This is a genomic window from Vibrio sp. T20 (assembly GCF_007858795.1).
Lineage (GTDB): Bacteria > Pseudomonadota > Gammaproteobacteria > Enterobacterales > Vibrionaceae > Vibrio > Vibrio satsumensis.
In genome coordinates this window covers 1-18,693 of record NZ_VFEB01000175.1, presented here as the reverse complement: position 1 = coordinate 18,693, position 18,693 = coordinate 1, and the positions used below count along the sequence as shown (strand labels likewise).

Annotated in this window: 14 protein-coding genes and 1 pseudogene; 2 read left to right on the top strand and 13 right to left on the bottom strand. The window is 39.6% G+C overall.

The genetic code is table 11. The features are described from left to right. Nucleotides 1–452 precede the first annotated feature (452 nt). Nucleotides 453–905 (top strand): RNA recognition motif domain-containing protein, encoded by a 453-nt coding sequence (locus tag FTW16_RS18895; protein ID WP_017061054.1) that lies wholly within the window; start codon nucleotides 453–455, stop codon nucleotides 903–905. Here the strand turns inward: FTW16_RS18895 and murI are convergent. The 9 genes and pseudogenes from murI to FTW16_RS18845 form a co-directional block, all read right to left on the bottom strand. Beyond that, on the bottom strand, nucleotides 868–1,668 hold the full coding sequence (murI, locus tag FTW16_RS18890) for a glutamate racemase (RefSeq protein ID WP_146492135.1): 801 nt from the start codon (nucleotides 1,666–1,668) through the stop codon (nucleotides 868–870). The genes FTW16_RS18895 and murI overlap by 38 nt on opposite strands. A 66-nt stretch (nucleotides 1,669–1,734) precedes the next feature. Then, nucleotides 1,735–2,367 (bottom strand): annotated as a pseudogene (locus FTW16_RS18885) (ATPase); the annotation flags it as partial. Nucleotides 2,368–2,675: 308 nt separating this feature from the next. Then, on the bottom strand, nucleotides 2,676–5,792 hold the full coding sequence (locus tag FTW16_RS18880) for an HsdR family type I site-specific deoxyribonuclease (protein ID WP_146492134.1): 3,117 nt from the start codon (nucleotides 5,790–5,792) through the stop codon (nucleotides 2,676–2,678). 1 nt (nucleotide 5,793) lies between these two features. Beyond that, complete coding sequence (locus tag FTW16_RS18875) at nucleotides 5,794–6,963, bottom strand: AAA family ATPase (protein ID WP_146492133.1); 1,170 nt, start codon at nucleotides 6,961–6,963, stop codon at nucleotides 5,794–5,796. 16 nt (nucleotides 6,964–6,979) lie between these two features. Then, nucleotides 6,980–8,239 carry a restriction endonuclease subunit S gene (locus tag FTW16_RS18870; protein ID WP_146492132.1) on the bottom strand — a complete coding sequence of 420 codons (1,260 nt, stop codon included), beginning with the start codon at nucleotides 8,237–8,239 and terminating at the stop codon, nucleotides 6,980–6,982. Further along, on the bottom strand, nucleotides 8,236–9,804 hold the full coding sequence (locus tag FTW16_RS18865) for a type I restriction-modification system subunit M (RefSeq protein WP_146492131.1): 1,569 nt from the start codon (nucleotides 9,802–9,804) through the stop codon (nucleotides 8,236–8,238). The genes FTW16_RS18870 and FTW16_RS18865 overlap by 4 nt, the downstream gene beginning before the upstream one ends. 165 nt (nucleotides 9,805–9,969) lie before the next feature. Beyond that, the gene (locus FTW16_RS18860; RefSeq protein ID WP_146492130.1) at nucleotides 9,970–10,962 is read right to left on the bottom strand and encodes an abortive infection family protein; all 993 of its coding nucleotides are present in this window, start codon (nucleotides 10,960–10,962) and stop codon (nucleotides 9,970–9,972) included. 551 nt (nucleotides 10,963–11,513) lie between these two features. Then, the gene (locus FTW16_RS18850; protein ID WP_146492128.1) at nucleotides 11,514–12,893 is read right to left on the bottom strand and encodes a DEAD/DEAH box helicase; all 1,380 of its coding nucleotides are present in this window, start codon (nucleotides 12,891–12,893) and stop codon (nucleotides 11,514–11,516) included. After that, nucleotides 12,887–13,417: a hypothetical protein gene (locus FTW16_RS18845; RefSeq protein ID WP_146492127.1), complete on the bottom strand. Its 531-nt coding sequence runs from the start codon at nucleotides 13,415–13,417 to the stop codon at nucleotides 12,887–12,889. The genes FTW16_RS18850 and FTW16_RS18845 overlap by 7 nt, the downstream gene beginning before the upstream one ends. A 103-nt stretch (nucleotides 13,418–13,520) precedes the next feature. On the opposite strand from FTW16_RS18845, the gene FTW16_RS18840 reads away from it, so the two are divergent. Beyond that, nucleotides 13,521–13,841, top strand: coding sequence for a helix-turn-helix domain-containing protein (locus FTW16_RS18840; RefSeq protein ID WP_102361318.1), 321 nt, complete (start codon nucleotides 13,521–13,523; stop codon nucleotides 13,839–13,841). Between the two features lie 58 nt (nucleotides 13,842–13,899). Here the strand turns inward: FTW16_RS18840 and FTW16_RS18835 are convergent, their stop codons facing one another. The 4 genes from FTW16_RS18835 to FTW16_RS18820 all read right to left on the bottom strand — a co-directional run. Next, nucleotides 13,900–14,319, bottom strand: a complete 420-nt coding sequence (locus FTW16_RS18835) for a hypothetical protein (protein ID WP_102434058.1) — start codon at nucleotides 14,317–14,319, stop codon at nucleotides 13,900–13,902. Beyond that, a complete protein-coding gene (locus FTW16_RS18830; RefSeq protein ID WP_146492126.1) occupies nucleotides 14,316–16,526 on the bottom strand; it encodes a hypothetical protein in 2,211 nt (736 codons plus the stop codon). The genes FTW16_RS18835 and FTW16_RS18830 overlap by 4 nt, the downstream gene beginning before the upstream one ends. Further along, nucleotides 16,523–18,163: a hypothetical protein gene (locus FTW16_RS18825; RefSeq protein ID WP_146492125.1), complete on the bottom strand. Its 1,641-nt coding sequence runs from the start codon at nucleotides 18,161–18,163 to the stop codon at nucleotides 16,523–16,525. The genes FTW16_RS18830 and FTW16_RS18825 overlap by 4 nt, the downstream gene beginning before the upstream one ends. Continuing rightward, the coding region (locus FTW16_RS18820) for a site-specific integrase (RefSeq protein ID WP_146492124.1) at nucleotides 18,153–18,693 on the bottom strand (541 nt) is incomplete at its 5' end. The genes FTW16_RS18825 and FTW16_RS18820, both read right to left, overlap by 11 nt.

The following is an 18,693-nucleotide window of genomic DNA, read 5'->3' as shown; positions in this document are numbered from 1 at the left end:
TTACGCTCTTTCGAAAAAGAACCAATAACGTTTTGATATTCATCAACGAGTGCCCACACAGATTGATAGGTTTAAATTGTTAAAGAGCGCTAGCGTTTTGTGATTCACATCTCAGTCGCTAGGGGTGCGTACTATACCTGCACCACTTTGAGAGTCAAGGGTTATTTTCAAACTCTTTTTCTCTACCGATTTCGCTGTGTGACTTTCGTCTCACTCCGTGTCGGTGAGGCGGCATTATAGAGAGATTGAAGGGGAGCACAAGGGCTTTTTGAAATAAAAGTTTTGTTCGCCTAAAAAGCCACCAGATCCGCATTTTTCGAATAAAAACTAAACATTTGAGACGTATCACAGCAATACATTGGAAAAATGGAAGCCATGAACGTAAGATTCATGTGTCTATTTTGTTAATGGTAGATGCGTCTATTTCGTTTATTAATATGTAGTATTCCGATATGAACTCAAAAAAATCGATGTTGTTAATTGTCGCACTGGCTGTATTAGGCGGCATTGTTTTCTCTCAGGTAGATATATCGCCTGCAATTACCTTTATCCTTGGTGTCTTGGCTTCCGCTTTTGTTGTTAACTTTTCAAGCACCGACTCAAAATCAGATTCAGAACCTAAGGCTTCAACAAAAACACTTTATGTGGGTAACCTTCCATACAAAGCGAACGAATCACATGTACGTGAATTATTCTCAGAGCATGGTGAAGTATTTGCAGTACGTTTAATGAAAGACAAACGTACTGGTAAAAGAAGAGGCTTTGGATTTGTTGTTATGGCAAGTAATGATGTGAATCATGCAATATCTGCACTTAACGATAAAGATTACATGCAACGAACTTTAAAAGTACGTGTTGCAAATGATCCTAAACATCCTGAAGCGGACGAATCTGAATTGAGCTAAACCCTAACTGCTTTAACATGCTATTTAGTGCACTTTCTTTTTTAGGAAGTGCACTACAAAAAACCTCACGCACTCCCCCCTCTTTATTATCACTTTCCAAATCCAATAAATCTTGCACTCGCTTAGCGATCGCTTTACCAGAATCAACCAATAAAACATTGCTACCTAAGACCTGTTGAATCTCTGACTTTATCAATGGGAAATGTGTACATCCTAAAACGGCCACATCTATAGTGTTGAGCATCGGTTGAAGGATTTGCTGCAACTCTTGAAGATTAATCACCTCACCTCTGAGTTTCTCTTCTGCCATATCCACCAGCCGAGTAGAACCTAAAAGCTCGACTCTTTTGTTACTCGAGAAGTTTTTGATTAAGTCATGCGTATATTGACGAGTGATCGTTGCGGGAGTAGCAATAAGACCGACCGCTTTATTAGCAAGCAGGGATGCAGGCTTAATTGCCGGAACAACACCGACAATAGGGATAAGATTATTAGCTCTGAGTGTCGGTAAGACAATCGTGCTCGCCGTATTACAAGCTATCACTACAATATCAATCGCGTGACTAGCCACAAAACTGGCCACGATGCTTTGAACTCTGCGAATGAGCACTTGCTGGTCGAGTTCACCATAAGGATAAGCCTCGTTGTCGAATACATAGATATAGTTATGATTCGGTAGTAACTGACTTATCTCTTTATATACAGATAGACCACCCACTCCAGAATCAAAGACCAATATATTTTTTTGTAGACTATCCGACACAGCGATTACCTATAATAAGTTTCGCTGCAATGATACTCCTTCGCTTAGTTTTCGCCAATCCTCACTCTATATAATGCAAGCTTTATAGCGTTGATGAACAAAACGCTCACCTTCCTCTACATTTTGTAGCTCTACCTTAAGCCTTCCTTTAAAACACGGTGCTGACGTCACTAGAGTATGGAACTCACCGTCTTCGCCACATGAATCGACATGACTCGGTAAACTGCCTATTAGTTCTGACGTGTATTTCTGCCCACAGTAGCTCTTATCCAATGTATAGCTATCAACCGTGACGAGAAAGGTTTCGATTCCTCTGTTTATTATCTCACTAGCAAGAGCTTGACTGCTCTCTCCCATTAGAGGAAATACACACTCCCAACCCGCCGGTTCTATATAGCTTTTTCGGTAGTCGGCTATTCCGTTACAAAACATATCGCCAAATGCGACCGCATCAATTGATAAGCCAGACCCTTTCAATGCTGAGACAATCGTACTTTGGTAAATCTCATTACTTGGGAACACTTCGGGAAGCTCTATGGTGATGAGTGGCAACCCGATTAATTGTGCCTGCATAGCAACTACATCAATCGGAGTCACTTGGAAAGGGACTTCATCTCCAACATACGTAGTATAGAGAGCAACAGCTTCATACTCGGTACTCTCAAGCAAACGCTCTAGGGTTAAGGTGGAGTCTTTACCTTTATGTGCAAGCTTTTCTTACGGTAAATCGAAATGTTCAATGAATATCCCATGCTAGTAGTAACTTATAAAAAGACTGTGTTTACAAAAAATATCCATAGTGTCAATACCAGTCAGCATTAACAATAAATCTCATAGTTACCCCCTCCTTGCCTTAACAATATCGAAGCTTTCATCAAAAACTTGTATAGCGAGAAGGTTAAAATGAATTTTTCTGTTTCGTTGTTTAGGCATAAACAATACATCTCTAAAAATATAGAGCTCTTTTCATTGCAAAAATAACTCAACGAAAAGAGCTCTACAAATCCTTAAACCTTCCCACCTACACCTTTAAACTTTTCAACGAAGGCGACGATCTTTTGAAAAACAGTCTGCTTCTTAGTTTTGTATTCTGGGTTCAAAGGGCTCATCTTAGGCAAGGTAGAATTTAGCTCCGTACCGTTTTCACTCGCATACTCACGTTTTAACGATGCAGTGATATAACGCTTAGCGGCTTCTTCGTTTAGATTTTCAGTGCTGATCAGTTTCTCAGCTTCACGCTTTTGTTCAGCTTGAGCAAACTTAAAGAAAGCATCAATGATGCTGGCTTTATCACCGATGTCATCTAAGTTAGTTTGATTAATGAAATCAACAATCAGACTCTCTTTAGCACGATTACCAAGGCTGGCACGAATCAAACGGCGTACTTCGTCGATTAACTCAGCTTTACCTTTGCGTTTCTTGTTATGCTCAAAAATTAGCTCAAGGATATAATCCAGGTTGATCTCTTGTGATTTAAGCAAATCGACCTCAAATACCACATCATCCCAATCAATGGTCGATTCATCTTTTTGGTTTGCTGCTTTTTCACGACGTAGCCAATCACGCGTGTCGTTGTAGGTTGAGCGATAATCTTGAACTACACGCTCTGGCGGAACATCAATTGCTTGCATCGCTTCAATACCGTCATCATCAACGTAATACTTCGCTTTGAATGCCTCAACCGCTTCTGCGTCTTCCATGTCGACACTTTGTAGGGCTTTTAGGCCCGCAAATTCATCGTAATTTTGTAATACGTTTTCAATGCGCAGATATTCCCCAAACAATTTAGCGAAAGCTTTTTTATCCACCTCTTTTACTATGTCATCAGGATTAGGAAAACGCTCTTTAAGTTCGGCAACAACCTGATTGTAGCCGCGACGAGCTTCGCCTGTTGCGATATCTTTAAAGCCTTCCATATACTCTTGGTAGCTTTTCTCTAGCACCACATTCTTAGTATTCTTATCGCCAAACAGTGTAATAGCATCAACAGTCGCTTTTTCTAGATCACGGAAGGTGACAATATTGCCAAAAGTCTTAGTGGCATCATAAATTCGATTAGTTCGTGAATACGCTTGCATTAAGCCGTGGTAACGCAAATTCTTATCAACAAATAAAGTGTTGAGAGTTGGTGCATCAAAACCAGTAAGGAACATACCTACAACAATAAGTAGGTCTACTTCTTGGTTCTTAACGCGTTGCGCCAAATCGCGATAGTAATTTTGGAATCCATTACTATCCACACCAAAATTGGTTTTAAAATGAGTGTTATAATCAGCAATAGCAGAGCTCAAAAACTCCTTAGCACTGCTGTTCATCGCTGACACATCAAAGCTTTCATCAGTAATATCACCAATCGCATCTTGCTCTTCATTAGCAGCAAAAGAGAAAATGGTAGCAACTTTAAGTGGATGTTTACTGACTTTACCTGTTTCACCTTTGTTCTGTAGCGCACTAAAGCACTCGTAGTAGGCTTTCGCAGCATCCACACTACTCACAGCGAACATGGCATTAAAGCCTTTACCACCCGCCTGTAATCGATGCGTCTTTTGACGATAGTTATTTAAGATGTACTGAGAAATTTCACGAATACGATCTTTATGTAAAAAGGCTTTCTTTTTATCAAGCGCAGTTAGCTTGCTCTCATCTGTTTCAGTTTCAATCGCTTTAAACTGAGGGCGAACATCGTTGTAGTCGACCTTAAACTTCAGCACCTTCTCATCACGGATAGCATCGGTAATTACGTATGAGTGTAACTGGCGACCAAATACATCACCGGTTGTCTCTGCACCTAATGCGTTCTCAGGGAAGATTGGCGTACCAGTAAAACCAAATTGATAGTATTTTTTAAACTTCTGCTTAATGTTTTTCTGAGCTTCACCAAACTGGCTACGGTGGCATTCGTCAAAAATAAACACCACCTGCTTATTAAAGATAGATAGGCCGCTTTCACTCTTGATTAGGTTATTAAGCTTTTGAATGGTGGTCACGATAATTTTATTATCGTCTTTATCCAGGTTTCGTTTTAAACCAGCTGTACTATCGGAGCCGTTGACGCTATCAGGTGAGAAACGTTGGTACTCCTTCATGGTTTGATAGTCGAGGTCTTTACGATCAACAACAAAGAAAACTTTATCAACAAAATCTAAGTCTGTCGCTAAACGGGCAGCTTTAAAGCTAGTGAGTGTTTTACCTGAACCTGTGGTATGCCAAATGTAGCCACCGCTCTCAGTACTAGCCCAGCCTTTAGTCTGATAGGAGCTGTTGATCTTCCTAATAATGCGTTCAGTTGCAGCGATCTGATATGGGCGCATAACTAATAATGTGTCACTCACATCAAACACACAATAGTTCAGTAACACGTCGAGTAGAGTGTTTTTCTGAAAGAACGTAGCCGTAAAGTCCTTAAGATCTTTAATCAAAGAATTATCAGACTTTGCCCAGTTCATCGTAAAGTCAAAACTGTTTTTGTTACGCTTAGTGGTATTAGCAAAGTAACGAGTATCAGTGCCGTTAGAAATTACGAATAACTGAAGGTACTTAAACAGCGAGTTTTCAGCATTGAAGCTCTCTTTACTGTAGCGGTGCACCTGGTTAAAGGCTTCTCTAATCGAGACTCCGCGCTTTTTAAGCTCAACTTGCACCAACGGCAGGCCATTAACCAGAATGGTCACATCGTAGCGGTTAGCGGCACTGCCTGTTTGCTCAAACTGCTTTATCACTTGCACTTTATTACGGGTGATATTCTGCTTGTCTACTAAGTAGATGTTTTCAATATGCCCATCATCAAACACGAAATCGAAGATGTAATCATCATGAACTTTGCGGGTTTTGTCGATGATATTATCGCTAGGATTATCTAAGTATTGTTCAACAAAGCGTTGCCACTCTCCATCAAGAAAGCTCACATTGTTAAGTGCTTGCAGCTGCTTGCGCACATTAGCTAGCATCTTCTCTGGGCTATTTAAGCCTGCTATATACTCGTAACCTTGATTTTGAAGATCTTCAACCAGCTCACGTTCTAGATCGGCTTCGCTCTGGTAGCTGTCTTTGATTTGCAACCCTTTGGTGTACTTATCTAGAACAATAAAGTTATTTGATTCAGCGATTGTTTTATAGTCCGTCATTTCATACATCCTTCTGCCAGTAACTATAGTTATCAACTAGATGTGTAAGAAGGAACTTAACTATTTGCTTTTCTTCTGGCTTCAGGTAGGTTGTTCGCATACTTACCAATGAATCATGGCTAGAAAACTGAATAATTCGATTTAAGTACGCAGTTCTATTTTTTTCACTACCACCAGGTAATAACAACGACCATTTTGGGTACCCCAAGAAACTTGCCGTTTTCTCATAGAGGTTACGAATCAATATAAAATGTTGCCTCTCTATAGTCTGATTCTCAATTGCTAACTCCAGTTGTCTTTTAAGATCAATGTGATAAAAGAAGCTTGTATTTGAGTCGCCATTTTTCTCAACTAGTGAAACAGTTTTATCTTCAGATGCTTCCAATAAAAAGCATGACTTTGAATTTAATTCATTATGAAGAAAGTTGTAAAAGGTTGTATCGTGAGTTGAGATAATGAACCTAATTGATGACGTGCTTTTTTTAATTAAAGCAGCTAAATCAACAGCAAGCTGCATTAAATGGTTCTCGTCCAAAGAGCTTACGGGATCATCTATGTATATGTATTGAAGTTGATTGAACTGGTCAGTTTCTCGCTTTTCAGGAGAATCATTCAGTACAGCAATCACTTGATCGAGAAGACTATAGAAAACGCTCCAAACAAAGTTACTTTCTTCACCCTTAGAGATTTTGATATTGCTCTCTTGCTCATCATTTCCCCTCTCAAAAGAAAACTGAACCTCTGAGAATGCAGGCACAATTACAGGTTCGTCATTTTGATTGGTATACGTATACTCATCATTAAAATGTGGTGTAAGTTTAGGGTTAGTGTAACGCTGAAAATGCTCAATGACATTCCGGTCTTGTCCCTGATCTTTGAACACCCAATTAGTAAATGCGTTCGGATGAATTTTTAGAACTCGGATCTCATCATTGGCTAAATCGTTATCCCAATAAAAAAGATCTTCTGTAAAAGCATTGTAATAAAGAATATTTTTATGTGCTAACTCAGTGCTATCTACATCATTATCATCTGTTGCTTCGGGAGTTAGTAACTCTTTAAAACTTCGTGACAAACGGGTTTTACCACTGCCGTTAAATGCATAAATAAGTTTTGTTTTCTTATTATCTTCATGTAGTTGCTTAGCAGCTTCTTTCAAGGATTCACTCATACTAATACTTAGTCTCTTATATCGTCTTTTGTTCTAATTTTGGAAAGCTTATCAATAAATCAAGATAATATTCGTACTGCTTTTGACGAAGTGCAATTTCACGAGGCAAAGCCTCTTTAATTGAGTGAATAACAGTATCGAGCTCATCTAAGCAAGAAACAATACGATCCTGTTCTTCAATTTTCGGTAAAGGTATTTGAAATTTAGAAAACTCTTGTTTTGTAATTGTTTTCAAAGTACTACCTCTTGCGAACTCTTTTTCCAAATCAAATTTTGCTTTCAATTGATGCGCAAAATATTTTTTATTTACATCCACTTTATAATTAGTAAATATTGCAAGAGTTCTGTCTACATAAGTATCATATTGAGTGATAGCTACTCGCCCAATAGTACCTTGCAAAGATACTATAACAGTGCCTTCTTCAACGAATACACTTTTAGGCTGAGCTAACTTTGATATTTTTTGTTTAGTTTTTTGGTGCAGCTTAAACCCGAAGTCGGCAACATCTGCTACTTGAACAAATGGCATATTCCCTTCCCCATCGTACCATTCACTATTTCCATATGGCTGAGGGAAAGAACCTCGCCTAAATGAAGCAATATCCTCTAAATTATTCCATTCAGCTCCTTCGTTAAAACTCAATAATTGACTACGATAGTAGTTATATTGATTTTTACGCGCACTCAACTCGGTTTTCAGCTCAGCTTTTAATTGGAGTGTCAATGCAAAAAGTGAATCCAAAACTCGCACAATCTCAGTCTGGATCTTCAAAGACTTATCTGAATTCTCTGGGCATGGAATTGGAATTAAGTACTCTTTTACCTGCTTATCTGATATTGAAGGATAAGCCGCTCCACTCTGGTTCTCTTCAGAGTATTTTTTGAACGCAGTTGAAGCAATGCAGTAAAAAATCCATTTGGGTAAAACCTTTTCCCGTTTTGCTCGTAATACACAATAACCAGTACTAGCTACATGTCCAGAGTACTCATCATCAATCAAGCAATATCTCTGTTGGGTTGGCCTAGTTGTTGCGAAGATAACATCGCCTTTTTGAACAAGCTTTTTTGCACGGCTGGGAGCATTACTTGCCGAGACTTTACTTGTTTCGGTTATTGCTTTTTTTTCTCGGCAGACGGATGCTAAGTCGATATAGTGTAAAGATGACAACTCATCCTGCCACCTTATACTTTTTGTAACAGATGTTACTTCCTTTAATGCTTCCCACTTCACATCAGATCCGTCAAGTAGTCTTTCTATAAAACCAAACGTACTCATGCTTTGTTCCCCGTACTTCCAATCTCTCCAATGATCGTATCAATATCAGTACGTAGTTTATTGATATTGGTAACTGTTGTTCTTATTTCATTACTTAGTTCTACGATATCAACCTGCTCACTATTGTCTTTAGCTGCAACATATGCACTTACAGAAAGGTTATAGTCATTATTCTTGCTTGCGATCGCCTCGTAAGGAACAGATTGAGCTACGTGCTCAACATCGTCTTTACTATCGAAAATCGCCATAACCTGTTCGATATGCTTATCTGTCAATACATTATTGTTAGTACCTTTCTGAAAGAATTCTTCTCCACTAGCATCAATAAACTGGATGTTTGTACTTGTCTTACTTTTAGACAGAACCATGATGTTTACAGCAATAGTGGTACCAAAAAACAGGTTTGGTGCAAGCGAGATTACCGTTTCAACATAGTTGTTATCTACTAGATATTGACGAATTTTCTTTTCTGCGCCCGCACGGTAGAAGATACCTGGAAAACAAACAATCGCCGCACGACCTTTGCTAGAGAGATAATTTAAAGCATGCAATACAAAGGCAAAATCAGCTTTGGACTTTGGTGCCAATACCCCTGCTGGAGAAAAACGCTCATCATTGATCAGAGTTGGATCATCACTACCAATCCATTTTACAGAATAAGGTGGATTAGAAACGATCGCATCAAAAGGCTTGTCATCACCAAAGTGCGGTTCTCTCAAGGTATCGCCTAACTGCATATTAAACTTGTCATAATTGATGTTATGCAAAAACATGTTCATACGCGCGAGGTTAAAAGTGGTGTGGTTAATCTCTTGACCAAAAAAACCATCTTCGATTATGTGGTTATCAAAGTGCTTTTTCGCTTGCAACAGTAAAGAGCCTGAACCGGCAGCTGGATCGTAGATTTTATTCACGCTAGTTTGTTTGTGCATCGCCAGTTGCGCAATTAGCTTAGACACATTTTGTGGCGTGAAAAATTCCCCTCCAGACTTACCCGCATTTGCAGCATAGTTGGAGATTAAAAATTCGTAGGCATCCCCAAAAAGATCGTTTTCATTTTCTTCAAATTGATGAATGTTGAGTCCAGCGACACCTTTAAGTACCAATGCAAGGCGACCATTCTTATCTTTTACCGTGTTACCTAAACGGTTGCTGGTTGTATCGAAATCAGCAAACAAGCCCTTGATATCCGCCTCTGACGGATATCCATTAGCTGAGTTTTCAATCGCTTTAAAAATGTTAGCCAGATCGGTATTTAGATTTTCGTTCTTATTGGCATTAGCAGCAATATTTACAAACAACTCGCTTGGCTTGATAAAGTAGCCCTTGGTTTTTACTGCATCTTCAATGATCTCGTCGGTGATAATATCGTCACTTAACTCAGCGTAATTAACGCTATCGTCGCCGCCTTCAATGTAGTTAGCAAAGTTCTCACTAATAAAGCGATAAAACAAAGTACCCAGTATGTATTGCTTAAAGTCCCAACCGTCGACTGAACCGCGCACATCGTTAGCGATTTTCCAGATTTGATTTTGTAGTGCCTTACGTTGTTCGGTACTTGTCATTCTTATTATTCCTGATAGTTCTGATCTGTTCCCATAAAGAGCTGATCATTAATTGTTTGTTCTAGATTTTCTAAAGCTTTTTCTGCAATAGCCCATGTTAAACATCTACTATTGACTATCCAATACCCATAATTACAAAGCTAGGTAAGGCGTTGTGCTGATCACTCACTGCACCCACTCTAATACCTGAACAGCTGTTCTATTGTGACGAGCAATGCATTCTTCGATGTAGCGAAATACAGTCACCGATGCGTTAATCATAGCTTGTGCTTCTGGCTCAAGAAGCAGCTCATTGTTATGAGCAAGACTCGCATGATTACGAATAGTGCCCAAAGCATTGATGGTAGCAGCCATACTATTTAGAACACTCGCAACTTCTGCAGGTCTATTCCCCTGCGGTAGAAGAGCGGGATGATTACTCTTCAGCTCCTTGAAAGCCTTTTGTGCCGTAACGCCTGAATCCAATGGAATACTAGCTTCATGACAGAGGCTAACAATATAAGCATGGAGCGCAGTATGGACACGATCAATTGCACTTGCTGGCGACAATGTTTTGGCGTCTTGCAGTGCTCGAGTGACCGTCTGTGACATGGACAGCGAAGGCTCTGGTACCTGAACGTTTCCAACCATTACCAACTCACCGTTGTTAATATGACAAGGCATTCCATGACTGGATAGAATTTGGTTTATGTGTACATCTGTAGGAACGGTAACTTCTAAGCTAGATAGTTGCTCAAACGCATTGTAGATTGCAGCAATAAAACCTGGCCCATTCTTCTTTGCTTCTGTCATGTACCATTCTAGATCGCCTTTAGCCCAGTCAGTATTAGAACTTCTGTTAAATTCTATTCCTGCTGGCTTCGCCATATGCCTCTTATAGATTTCTATGAGGTTTTTTTCACCGCATCTTTCGTTGGAATTAACCTTTCCGATTAATGTTTGCAATTCTTTGAAAACATTGTCAGGAGTAGCGAAAGGATATTCAGTTGCGAATTGCAGTTCTACAGGTAACAAGAGAGGCATCTTCATCCCATTTTGATATAGGCCGTTTATGGGAAGAATAATATCACCGATTGTGGGTTTGGGAGAAATTTTAGCGGATAGCTGTCTCTTCAACTTTTTTGCTAGGTTATACACATAAGATAGTTTTAACGCCACATCGCAAGTTGCGATGCGCAACTTGCGATGTAGGTAGTTATAAGAATAAATTAGAGGTGAACTAAGACACACACCTAGGACTAGGTAGGCTCAATGATTGTGAATCGGTAGGAAGGCTCGTTGTCGTAAAAAGCCCCAAAAATCCAGAACTTGGCTGAGTTATCGATAGTATTGTTTTCGACGCCTCGAGCTATGCTTCCAACTTTTGGCTAGGTTATGCACATACGCTGGATAGTCATCCCACGGGTTAGCTAAAGATCTTCCTCGCGCAGCCCGTAATTTAATCGGGTACCCTCTGCACTCAATAATGTGAAGAAAGTAATAGCCCTTTTCCTGTTTTGTTGAAAAGTGCTTGTGGGCTCCACTGCGAATGCTGGGATAAAAATCCCAAAGATATTGACGCTGGTATTTAATGCGTCTTCGGTACTGCTGTTTCAGTTTTTTCATTTCCCCTCCAGGTTTACATTACCTAGAAGGGGTCCTCTGCAAAGTAGTTCATTTCATCACCTCTACGCACCTATAATTAATCAACCTAGCCCATGCAACCCCGTTTACATGGAGGTAAAAGCCGAAATCACTCTCTGTTTAAATGTACCAAGCCGCAATTCATCAAACGTCCCTAGTGTCCCGTAAAGGTTGTTTGAATTGCCCGTACGGCTTTCCCAGGATACTGTTGCGTCGAGACTATTTAGAGACACTCTCGAAAGCTTAGCAGTTAAATTATTCTGTCGATTAACTAGCTCTGTCTCCATTGGTTTTCCCATATTCACATAGATACAAGATTCTGGAATATCATCTTCAATTCGCTCTGCAAACTGAATGAGATTTTGTTCCGCAAACGTAAATAACCATGCTTGCTGAGCCATGGAAGAGTCGATACGAAGAATACGTCCTAGTACTTGCCTGAAATATAATTCCGTTTTGACAGAACTCATATGGCAACACACTTGGAGTCTAGGTATGTCTGTCCCCTCACTTATCATTCCGACACTAACAATCCATTGAGAGTCACTTTGTCGATAGCGGTCTATTTCTGCGAGTGGTTCTTCATGTCTATAAGTGACAATTGAAACGGTTTGGCCAAACTTTAAAGAAAGTATATCTTTGATAGCTTGAGCATGTTGAACCGACGCTGCAACAACTAATCCACCGGCATTGGAAGCGTCAATACGTACCTTTGCTAGCCTGTCACATCCTAAACCGAGTAAATACTCCATCGCTTCTTGGTTATGTATCACACTCTGATAAGACGCTTTCGTCTGTTTAAGCATCTCTAAGATCGATGAAAATGACTCCACTTTTTCGCTACTACAGACAGACAATTGCTCATTATCAACCAATACAATATTAGGTGCTCTACAAACACCATCATCAATAGCCTGTTTAAGGGTGTACTGGAAGTCGACAAGGAGCTGTCCGTCAGGGTCACTGTATTCCCCCATAACAATAGGTAAAGAGTCTGAGCGCCACGGAGTCCCCGACATCGCAAGAGTATAAGTCGCTAGTCCCTGAATCTTAGTGAGCACTTGCTGCCCCCAGACGTTCGCATTTTCAAGCTCAGTCCCAGAACAATGGTGAATCTCATCAAATACAACAAACACTCGATGATTACGTAACGTCTCCCAAAATTCATCGTTAAGGAATTGAATGGATTGATATGTTAACGACTGCCCAATAGAGCCTAGGCCACCGTTAAAAGTACAATTAAGAGTCTGAGAAAAGGTTTTTTTGATTCCCTCAGAAACCGTTAAAGATGGAGAGAAGCACAATACAAGATCGACCATATCATCATTAAGTAATCTTGATGCGACAGTTGCAGCAAGCACCGTTTTTCCAGAGCCAGGTGTTGCTTGGCAAAAGAAGTGTGGTCGATTTTCTCTAAACTTCTGCAACGCATTTTCAGAACATTCAACCTGCCACTGCCTCAACACGGTTGGTTGCCCTCTGAAAGAGTTTTAAGAACATTCTCTAATCCATTCATCTTTCCAAGCAAGTGCGCAGAGCGTTCTCTTGCATGTTGTAACAATGGCATTAATCGACTCTCGAGCTCAGGGAAACGGCACCTCAATGATTGATATTCATCTATTTCACCAAGCACGAGCTCCAATTCACCTTTGTATTCGTTGCTCTCTCGGAATAGCACAGAGTAATCCGATGTAGATTGCTTTACCGAAACTTCACGTTCAGATTTTCTTCGAGGCACAACTTCAAGTTCTATAAATTGTTCGGTTTGAAAATACCTTTTGTTCCTTCCTTCACCCTCGCTTCGAAGCCAACCCCTTTGTTGATATTGCCATATTTGGCGATAAACCTTCTTCCGAGCTTCATCAAGACTCTGTGTAGCACACCCATCATTTAATGAGACATCCCTTGCCTCTATAACAGAAAAACCATCCATTCTTTTTTCAATCAACAACTTGTGCATTACTGCACTGATTTTTATAGAACGTTTCATGTACCAGTTATACCAATCAAAATACTAAGGATTGCTTAGTATACAGAAATCAGTAAAACTAAGAAAATCTTAGTCACATAGAGTAAATTAGTATGAATCATAAATGTCGATCGACAACCCTATTCCAATGCGGCTCAAGGAAGTACGCAAAAAAGCAAAGATCTCCCAAAAAGAATTGGGGGTGCGTATTGGTATCGATGAAAGTTCGGCTAGTGCGCGAATGAATCAGTACGAGAAAGGAAAGCATACGCCAGATATCAGTACATTGAAGAAAATGGCTAACGAGCTGGGTGTACCTTTAAGCTATTTTTTTTGCGAAGACGAGTGTTCTGCGAAGCTTGTTTGCTTGATTGCAGAAATGAGTGATAAGGAAAAAAGAGAGCTAATTGAAAAAATGGAAAGCTCCAAACCAGTTGCAGAATGAATCTATAATCTCTTTCCATTCTGTTAGAAATACCAAAACACTTTTCGCTTTAGAGCAACTAAGTGTTTTCTTCTCTAGGCTCCAAGAGCTGTCTCAAGCCCTGCCGACCAACGTTAGGCATTTCAGATGCATTTAAGAAAATTCGCTCAAGCGTTTCCAATTGCAAATCTCGCTCCTTTGTCAACTGTCTCACTTGGGCTTCCAGGCGCTCCACCTTATGAATCAGAGCTGCCTGATCTTTATCGACCAAATCCGAACGCGTCGTAACGATGCCTCTTAGCTCTTTCTTTTTTAAATCATATTCTTTTTTTATGCTGATATAACTTGAAAGAGATTGTCTTGATATATAAAAGCCGCACTCACGCTTGATGACTTCCACTAATCTCTGCCATGTCAATTTACTCTCCCACAAAGCAATGACACGACAAATATCATTTATTTGTTTGTTAGTTAAAGCTTCGTTTATATTTTTTTTCATAAATCAAACTCATCGAATAAGCGCTGTAACCCTGTCTCTTTTGTTGGCTGAACAACGACAGATGAATCTATCATTTCTTGTAATTTACGAGATGGATTACTTAAAGTAACCTCCCTTAATACGCGATTTTTATTCTTCAAATCAATGACAGAAAATCCTAGACTAGAACCTAACGGTCGGATTAACGATCCATCTGGTATCTCATCATCTTGCATCAAATCGATCAAAGCTTTATATCTCTCGACTTTTGAAAAATGGAGCTTAAACCAACGTTGTGAGATTAGGTTTATCGACAAGTTCTTATTCAAGGACGAGTCTGATAACCTTGCCTCTTGTATCAATAAATCCTTCTGCATTTTTATCAATGAAGATTGATCTCCCTTGCAATAGGCACTCTTAGAACACCCGATACAATTTTCCTCAAAATCATTAAAGAATGTACACGGGCTCTCCGTTAAGCTCTGAAGGCAAAGGCCGACTCCAGTATCTGCAGCAGCTCGCCCAACCAAATTAGTATACTCAGCAGCAGTTATTACGTTAACTTCAAATGACGGCCCACCATGTAAGTCAACAATCTGAGCATGCCGTTCTTCTTGTGTTTGATGGTTATAAACTGCATTTGATGTGACATTTTTACGCCCAGAAAACTCCGCGATAATCTCATCAGACAACCCAACCTCTTGGCACATGGTATTCATAAAATGACGCGGTTGATGGGCTGTCATAGAGAAGCTTTCATCGTAACCGGACTTCGTAAAGTACTCATGCAAAAGATAATTATACATTGAGCTCAGGTTATACGGCTCGATCATAAAGACACTATTCGACAGAGACTTCCCTGAAGATGAATAAACCTGAGCTCCCGTAAAAACAAAAAGAGCTTGAGCTAAATGCACAGAATTACCATTAAGATGCTGACGGTAAGGAAACTGCGGAACAACCCTCTTAACGTACCTAATAAAAGAACTTTGTAGTTGCTGCAGTGTTTGAGTACCTCGCAACTCAACTGGAAGAGTCTTATCTATAGCAGAATTAGAGCTTGGATACTTACCTAGCTTTCTTTGCAAAAAAGATAACTTTTCTTCTAAGTTCAATATCCGATTTGGATCCATATGATAAGGAAAACCTTCAATATTTTGAATTTTCAACCTATTTTCTTGCTCAAACCTCTCATAAAACCCAAGTATTCCTCCAAGTTCCCATAAAGTCGTTGCTCGCTCTAAACATACAGGTTTACCCTTAACACTGTATTTACCTATGATTACTTTCAAGGGCGCTTGGGGGGCTTCAAAGAATCGGCACAAAATTCTTGCTGGCTCACATGCTTTATTGAAGAAGTTTAACGTTCTTCTCAACATTGGAGCCATTTGATTAAACATGTGTTTTTGCCAATTTGAAAACCCTTTTGAACCTTGCCAATCCAACATATATACAGTTGTCTTTACCCCATCTCCCCCTTTAACAGGCTTTGATTTTAGCTCCTGATTAGCTAGATACAGCTGCTCAGCGGCTGCTCGGTTTGGTGATGAAAAGCTGATAGAAAGCATTCCAGCAACAAACTGCCTTCTGATATCTGTATAGCAATCAATCGCCCCTTTTTCGTTCGGTATTATCTCGTTAAAGATTCGTCCCGCTGCCAATACAGATTTTTTGTCTGGCAATCGATTTTTACTACGACTAACCGCATTTTCTATATTTTCCTTATAGTTCACATTAGGAAGTCTAAGACTTGGGGTGCAATGTTGTTCCTTTATCATCCACTCGAAACACCCTTTCATCATTGATTTGACTTTATCTGAGAGTTTGGAAACTCTCTCAAGATTAAAAAAGTCTCCAACCAGCTTGGTGCTTATGTCAGAAACTAATAATTTTTCATTCTCTAGGAATGAAAGTATAAATCGAAAAGCAACAATCCAATTAGTGTTCGATTTAGGCTGACTTTCCCTCATCCCAAACTGCAATGCGACTGCCTTTAAATAATTCGAGTAATATTCAGACAAGTAATCATCATCACTAAATTTACTTGTTCGAGAAATTCGTTGGTCACCTATTTTTAAGGTATTAACAAATACAACAGCGAGATTCTCGAACACAAAGTATCTTCCCTCCCACTCAATAGCTCCATGCCGATCTTTCATAAAAGTCAGAGGGATAGCTTTCTTCAGAGAGATAAAGTCTCGAATGTTACTTTCAAAACGGTTGATCATAATATATCCCCAATAGAAGCCTTAACGTCTTCGCATGCTTGTATAGTAGCCTTGATCGCTAAAATTCGATGGAATAAGGCCGACAGCACCTTTGCTGGAACCCCTTGTTCTATTTGAGCATCATATCTTGCTTGTACGGATAAAAGCTGAGACAAGTGGTCTGCATCAACAAGAGGACGAAAAGAAGGGCAACCATAACAACCAGTGGGGGGAGCCTTTTCACATGTGAGACAAACCTTTAACTCTGCGCTTTTACCTAACTGGCCACTTTCACTTTCAATTGCAATCTCATTGTTATCTATCGAAGACGTAGTGTTTCCACTAAATGCATCGGCTAAAAAAGTATAATTAGATAAGTGAGAATCAATTTTCGCTCGAATTTCATCCGCCATGTCAATGTAAACTGAAGCTGCCTTAGGAGTATTACCTAGTGAAACCGCTATCTCATTTCGAGATAATCCATCTACTACCATTTTTACTGCTCGTGTATGCCTCAGACGATTATTGCCCAAGGAAAAGGAACCTTGTGGAGCACGATCACTGCCTACATTGAGTAGTTTAAAAAACCGCCTAACCCTACCCTCTAAAGCTTCCGATACATATACAAAGCCCTTACCATCTGTTGAAAACGATTCTATAAGGGTGCGGTTATCATAAATATATTCTTTAAAGTCAGTGCTATACAATGCTGTTGTTGGAATTAAAGGCAAACATGAAAATACTTGACTGAATTCCTCCTTAGACAAAGAATATCCTTGTCGCTCAAAGAGCTCTCTCATAAATTTTTGGTATTTTGAAAGGTAATTGGATAACTCAAATAGAAATCGGCCAGTAATCCTAATCGAACTGATTTCAAAACTACGCCTAAACAGATCTTCGTGCTGTTTTGCCGACGGTACTCTAACTGAAATTTCCGACTCACTAACTTCATCATTTATCCTCACAGGCATAGTGACTCTCAGTTCTTCACCATCTATAAAGTCATCGACCCTAAGTTCAAAATCACCTACTTTTAATAAAACAACTTGCGCTAAGCGCTTTTGATAGAGCTGTTGAAATCGAGCCGTAATAAATACTGAGAGTTCAGATACTTGTGGATCCGAATGAAAAATAGCACTTGAATACTCATTCATTTTTATAGCGAAATCTGTAAACTCGTAATCAGTAAGAGCACCTTTGTCAGGGTCAAAAACCTTACGCGAATCATTACCAAAAGACTTATCTTTTAAGATCGTTAATAGTGGCTCATACTTATTATCAAAAGCAGCTAGCCTTTCTATTATCTTCTTAACTCGCTTCTTATAACTTAACGGTAAATTGAAGAAAGCCGACTCAACATCCCCTACTCTTAGACTACTTGCATTCAATTTCTTGATAGCTACGATTTTCCCCCTCACCGTAGATATCTTTCCGTAGGTGGCTTCTTGAGCTAAGCAATATCTGATAGCTAAGTTATCATCTACGTTAAGAAATAACTGATCTACCCAGCTCAATGAGGTATGACGACCTATAGCTAGTTCCCAAGAATTATCAAACATATTGAACGGCACGTTTTCGTAGGATGTAAACTCCGCTTTTCTTGCATATTCCCTTTTTAAATCTTCTAGATTGATTGCGAGAGAATGATTAAGAGTCATGGCTAGTTACCGACAATAGTTTTTCTTGCAATTGATACTGATATTCTTGTGCTTTTTTGATGATTTTATATCTGTTGTATAGGGCTGACATCTGGCTGTTTTCCGACCATCCCATTTGATACTTACGCACTTTCTCAAGGTAATCAGGTGAAACACTCTCATCCCCATCTTTGATATCATCTAACAATTCATTCCATTTGTGTCTAAGTTTATGAGGCGTAACTTGAAAACCAATGACCTCTGACAACCTTCTCAAAATATAATTCACAGATGAAATTGATAACGGATCCCCACTTTCTCCTTGTGTTGCCATCTCTGAGATAAAAACGAACTCGTGACGTTCTGCGCCAATATATGTTTTCCGTTTGTTTGCAATGTAACTTTTCAACTCCAACATCGTTTCTTTATCTACATATGCGGTGTGTTCTCGAGTCTTCTGGCTAGGTTTATCTTTCCTTGGGTCAGTCAAATCATTAGGTGTTCTTCGTACATAAATTTTTGTACATGTACCCCCCCTCTGGCAGGATAGT

Coding starts and splice junctions, on each gene's coding strand:
- FTW16_RS18895 (WP_017061054.1), top strand. CDS start 453: ATGAACTCAAAAAAATCGATGTTGTTAATTGTCGCACTGGCTGTATTA.
- FTW16_RS18880 (WP_146492134.1), bottom strand. CDS start 5,792: ATGACGGACTATAAAACAATCGCTGAATCAAATAACTTTATTGTTCTA.
- FTW16_RS18875 (WP_146492133.1), bottom strand. CDS start 6,963: ATGAGTGAATCCTTGAAAGAAGCTGCTAAGCAACTACATGAAGATAAT.
- FTW16_RS18870 (WP_146492132.1), bottom strand. CDS start 8,239: ATGAGTACGTTTGGTTTTATAGAAAGACTACTTGACGGATCTGATGTG.
- FTW16_RS18865 (WP_146492131.1), bottom strand. CDS start 9,804: ATGACAAGTACCGAACAACGTAAGGCACTACAAAATCAAATCTGGAAA.
- FTW16_RS18845 (WP_146492127.1), bottom strand. CDS start 13,417: ATGAAACGTTCTATAAAAATCAGTGCAGTAATGCACAAGTTGTTGATT.
- FTW16_RS18840 (WP_102361318.1), top strand. CDS start 13,521: ATGTCGATCGACAACCCTATTCCAATGCGGCTCAAGGAAGTACGCAAA.
- FTW16_RS18835 (WP_102434058.1), bottom strand. CDS start 14,319: ATGAAAAAAAATATAAACGAAGCTTTAACTAACAAACAAATAAATGAT.
- FTW16_RS18830 (WP_146492126.1), bottom strand. CDS start 16,526: ATGATCAACCGTTTTGAAAGTAACATTCGAGACTTTATCTCTCTGAAG.
- FTW16_RS18825 (WP_146492125.1), bottom strand. CDS start 18,163: ATGACTCTTAATCATTCTCTCGCAATCAATCTAGAAGATTTAAAAAGG.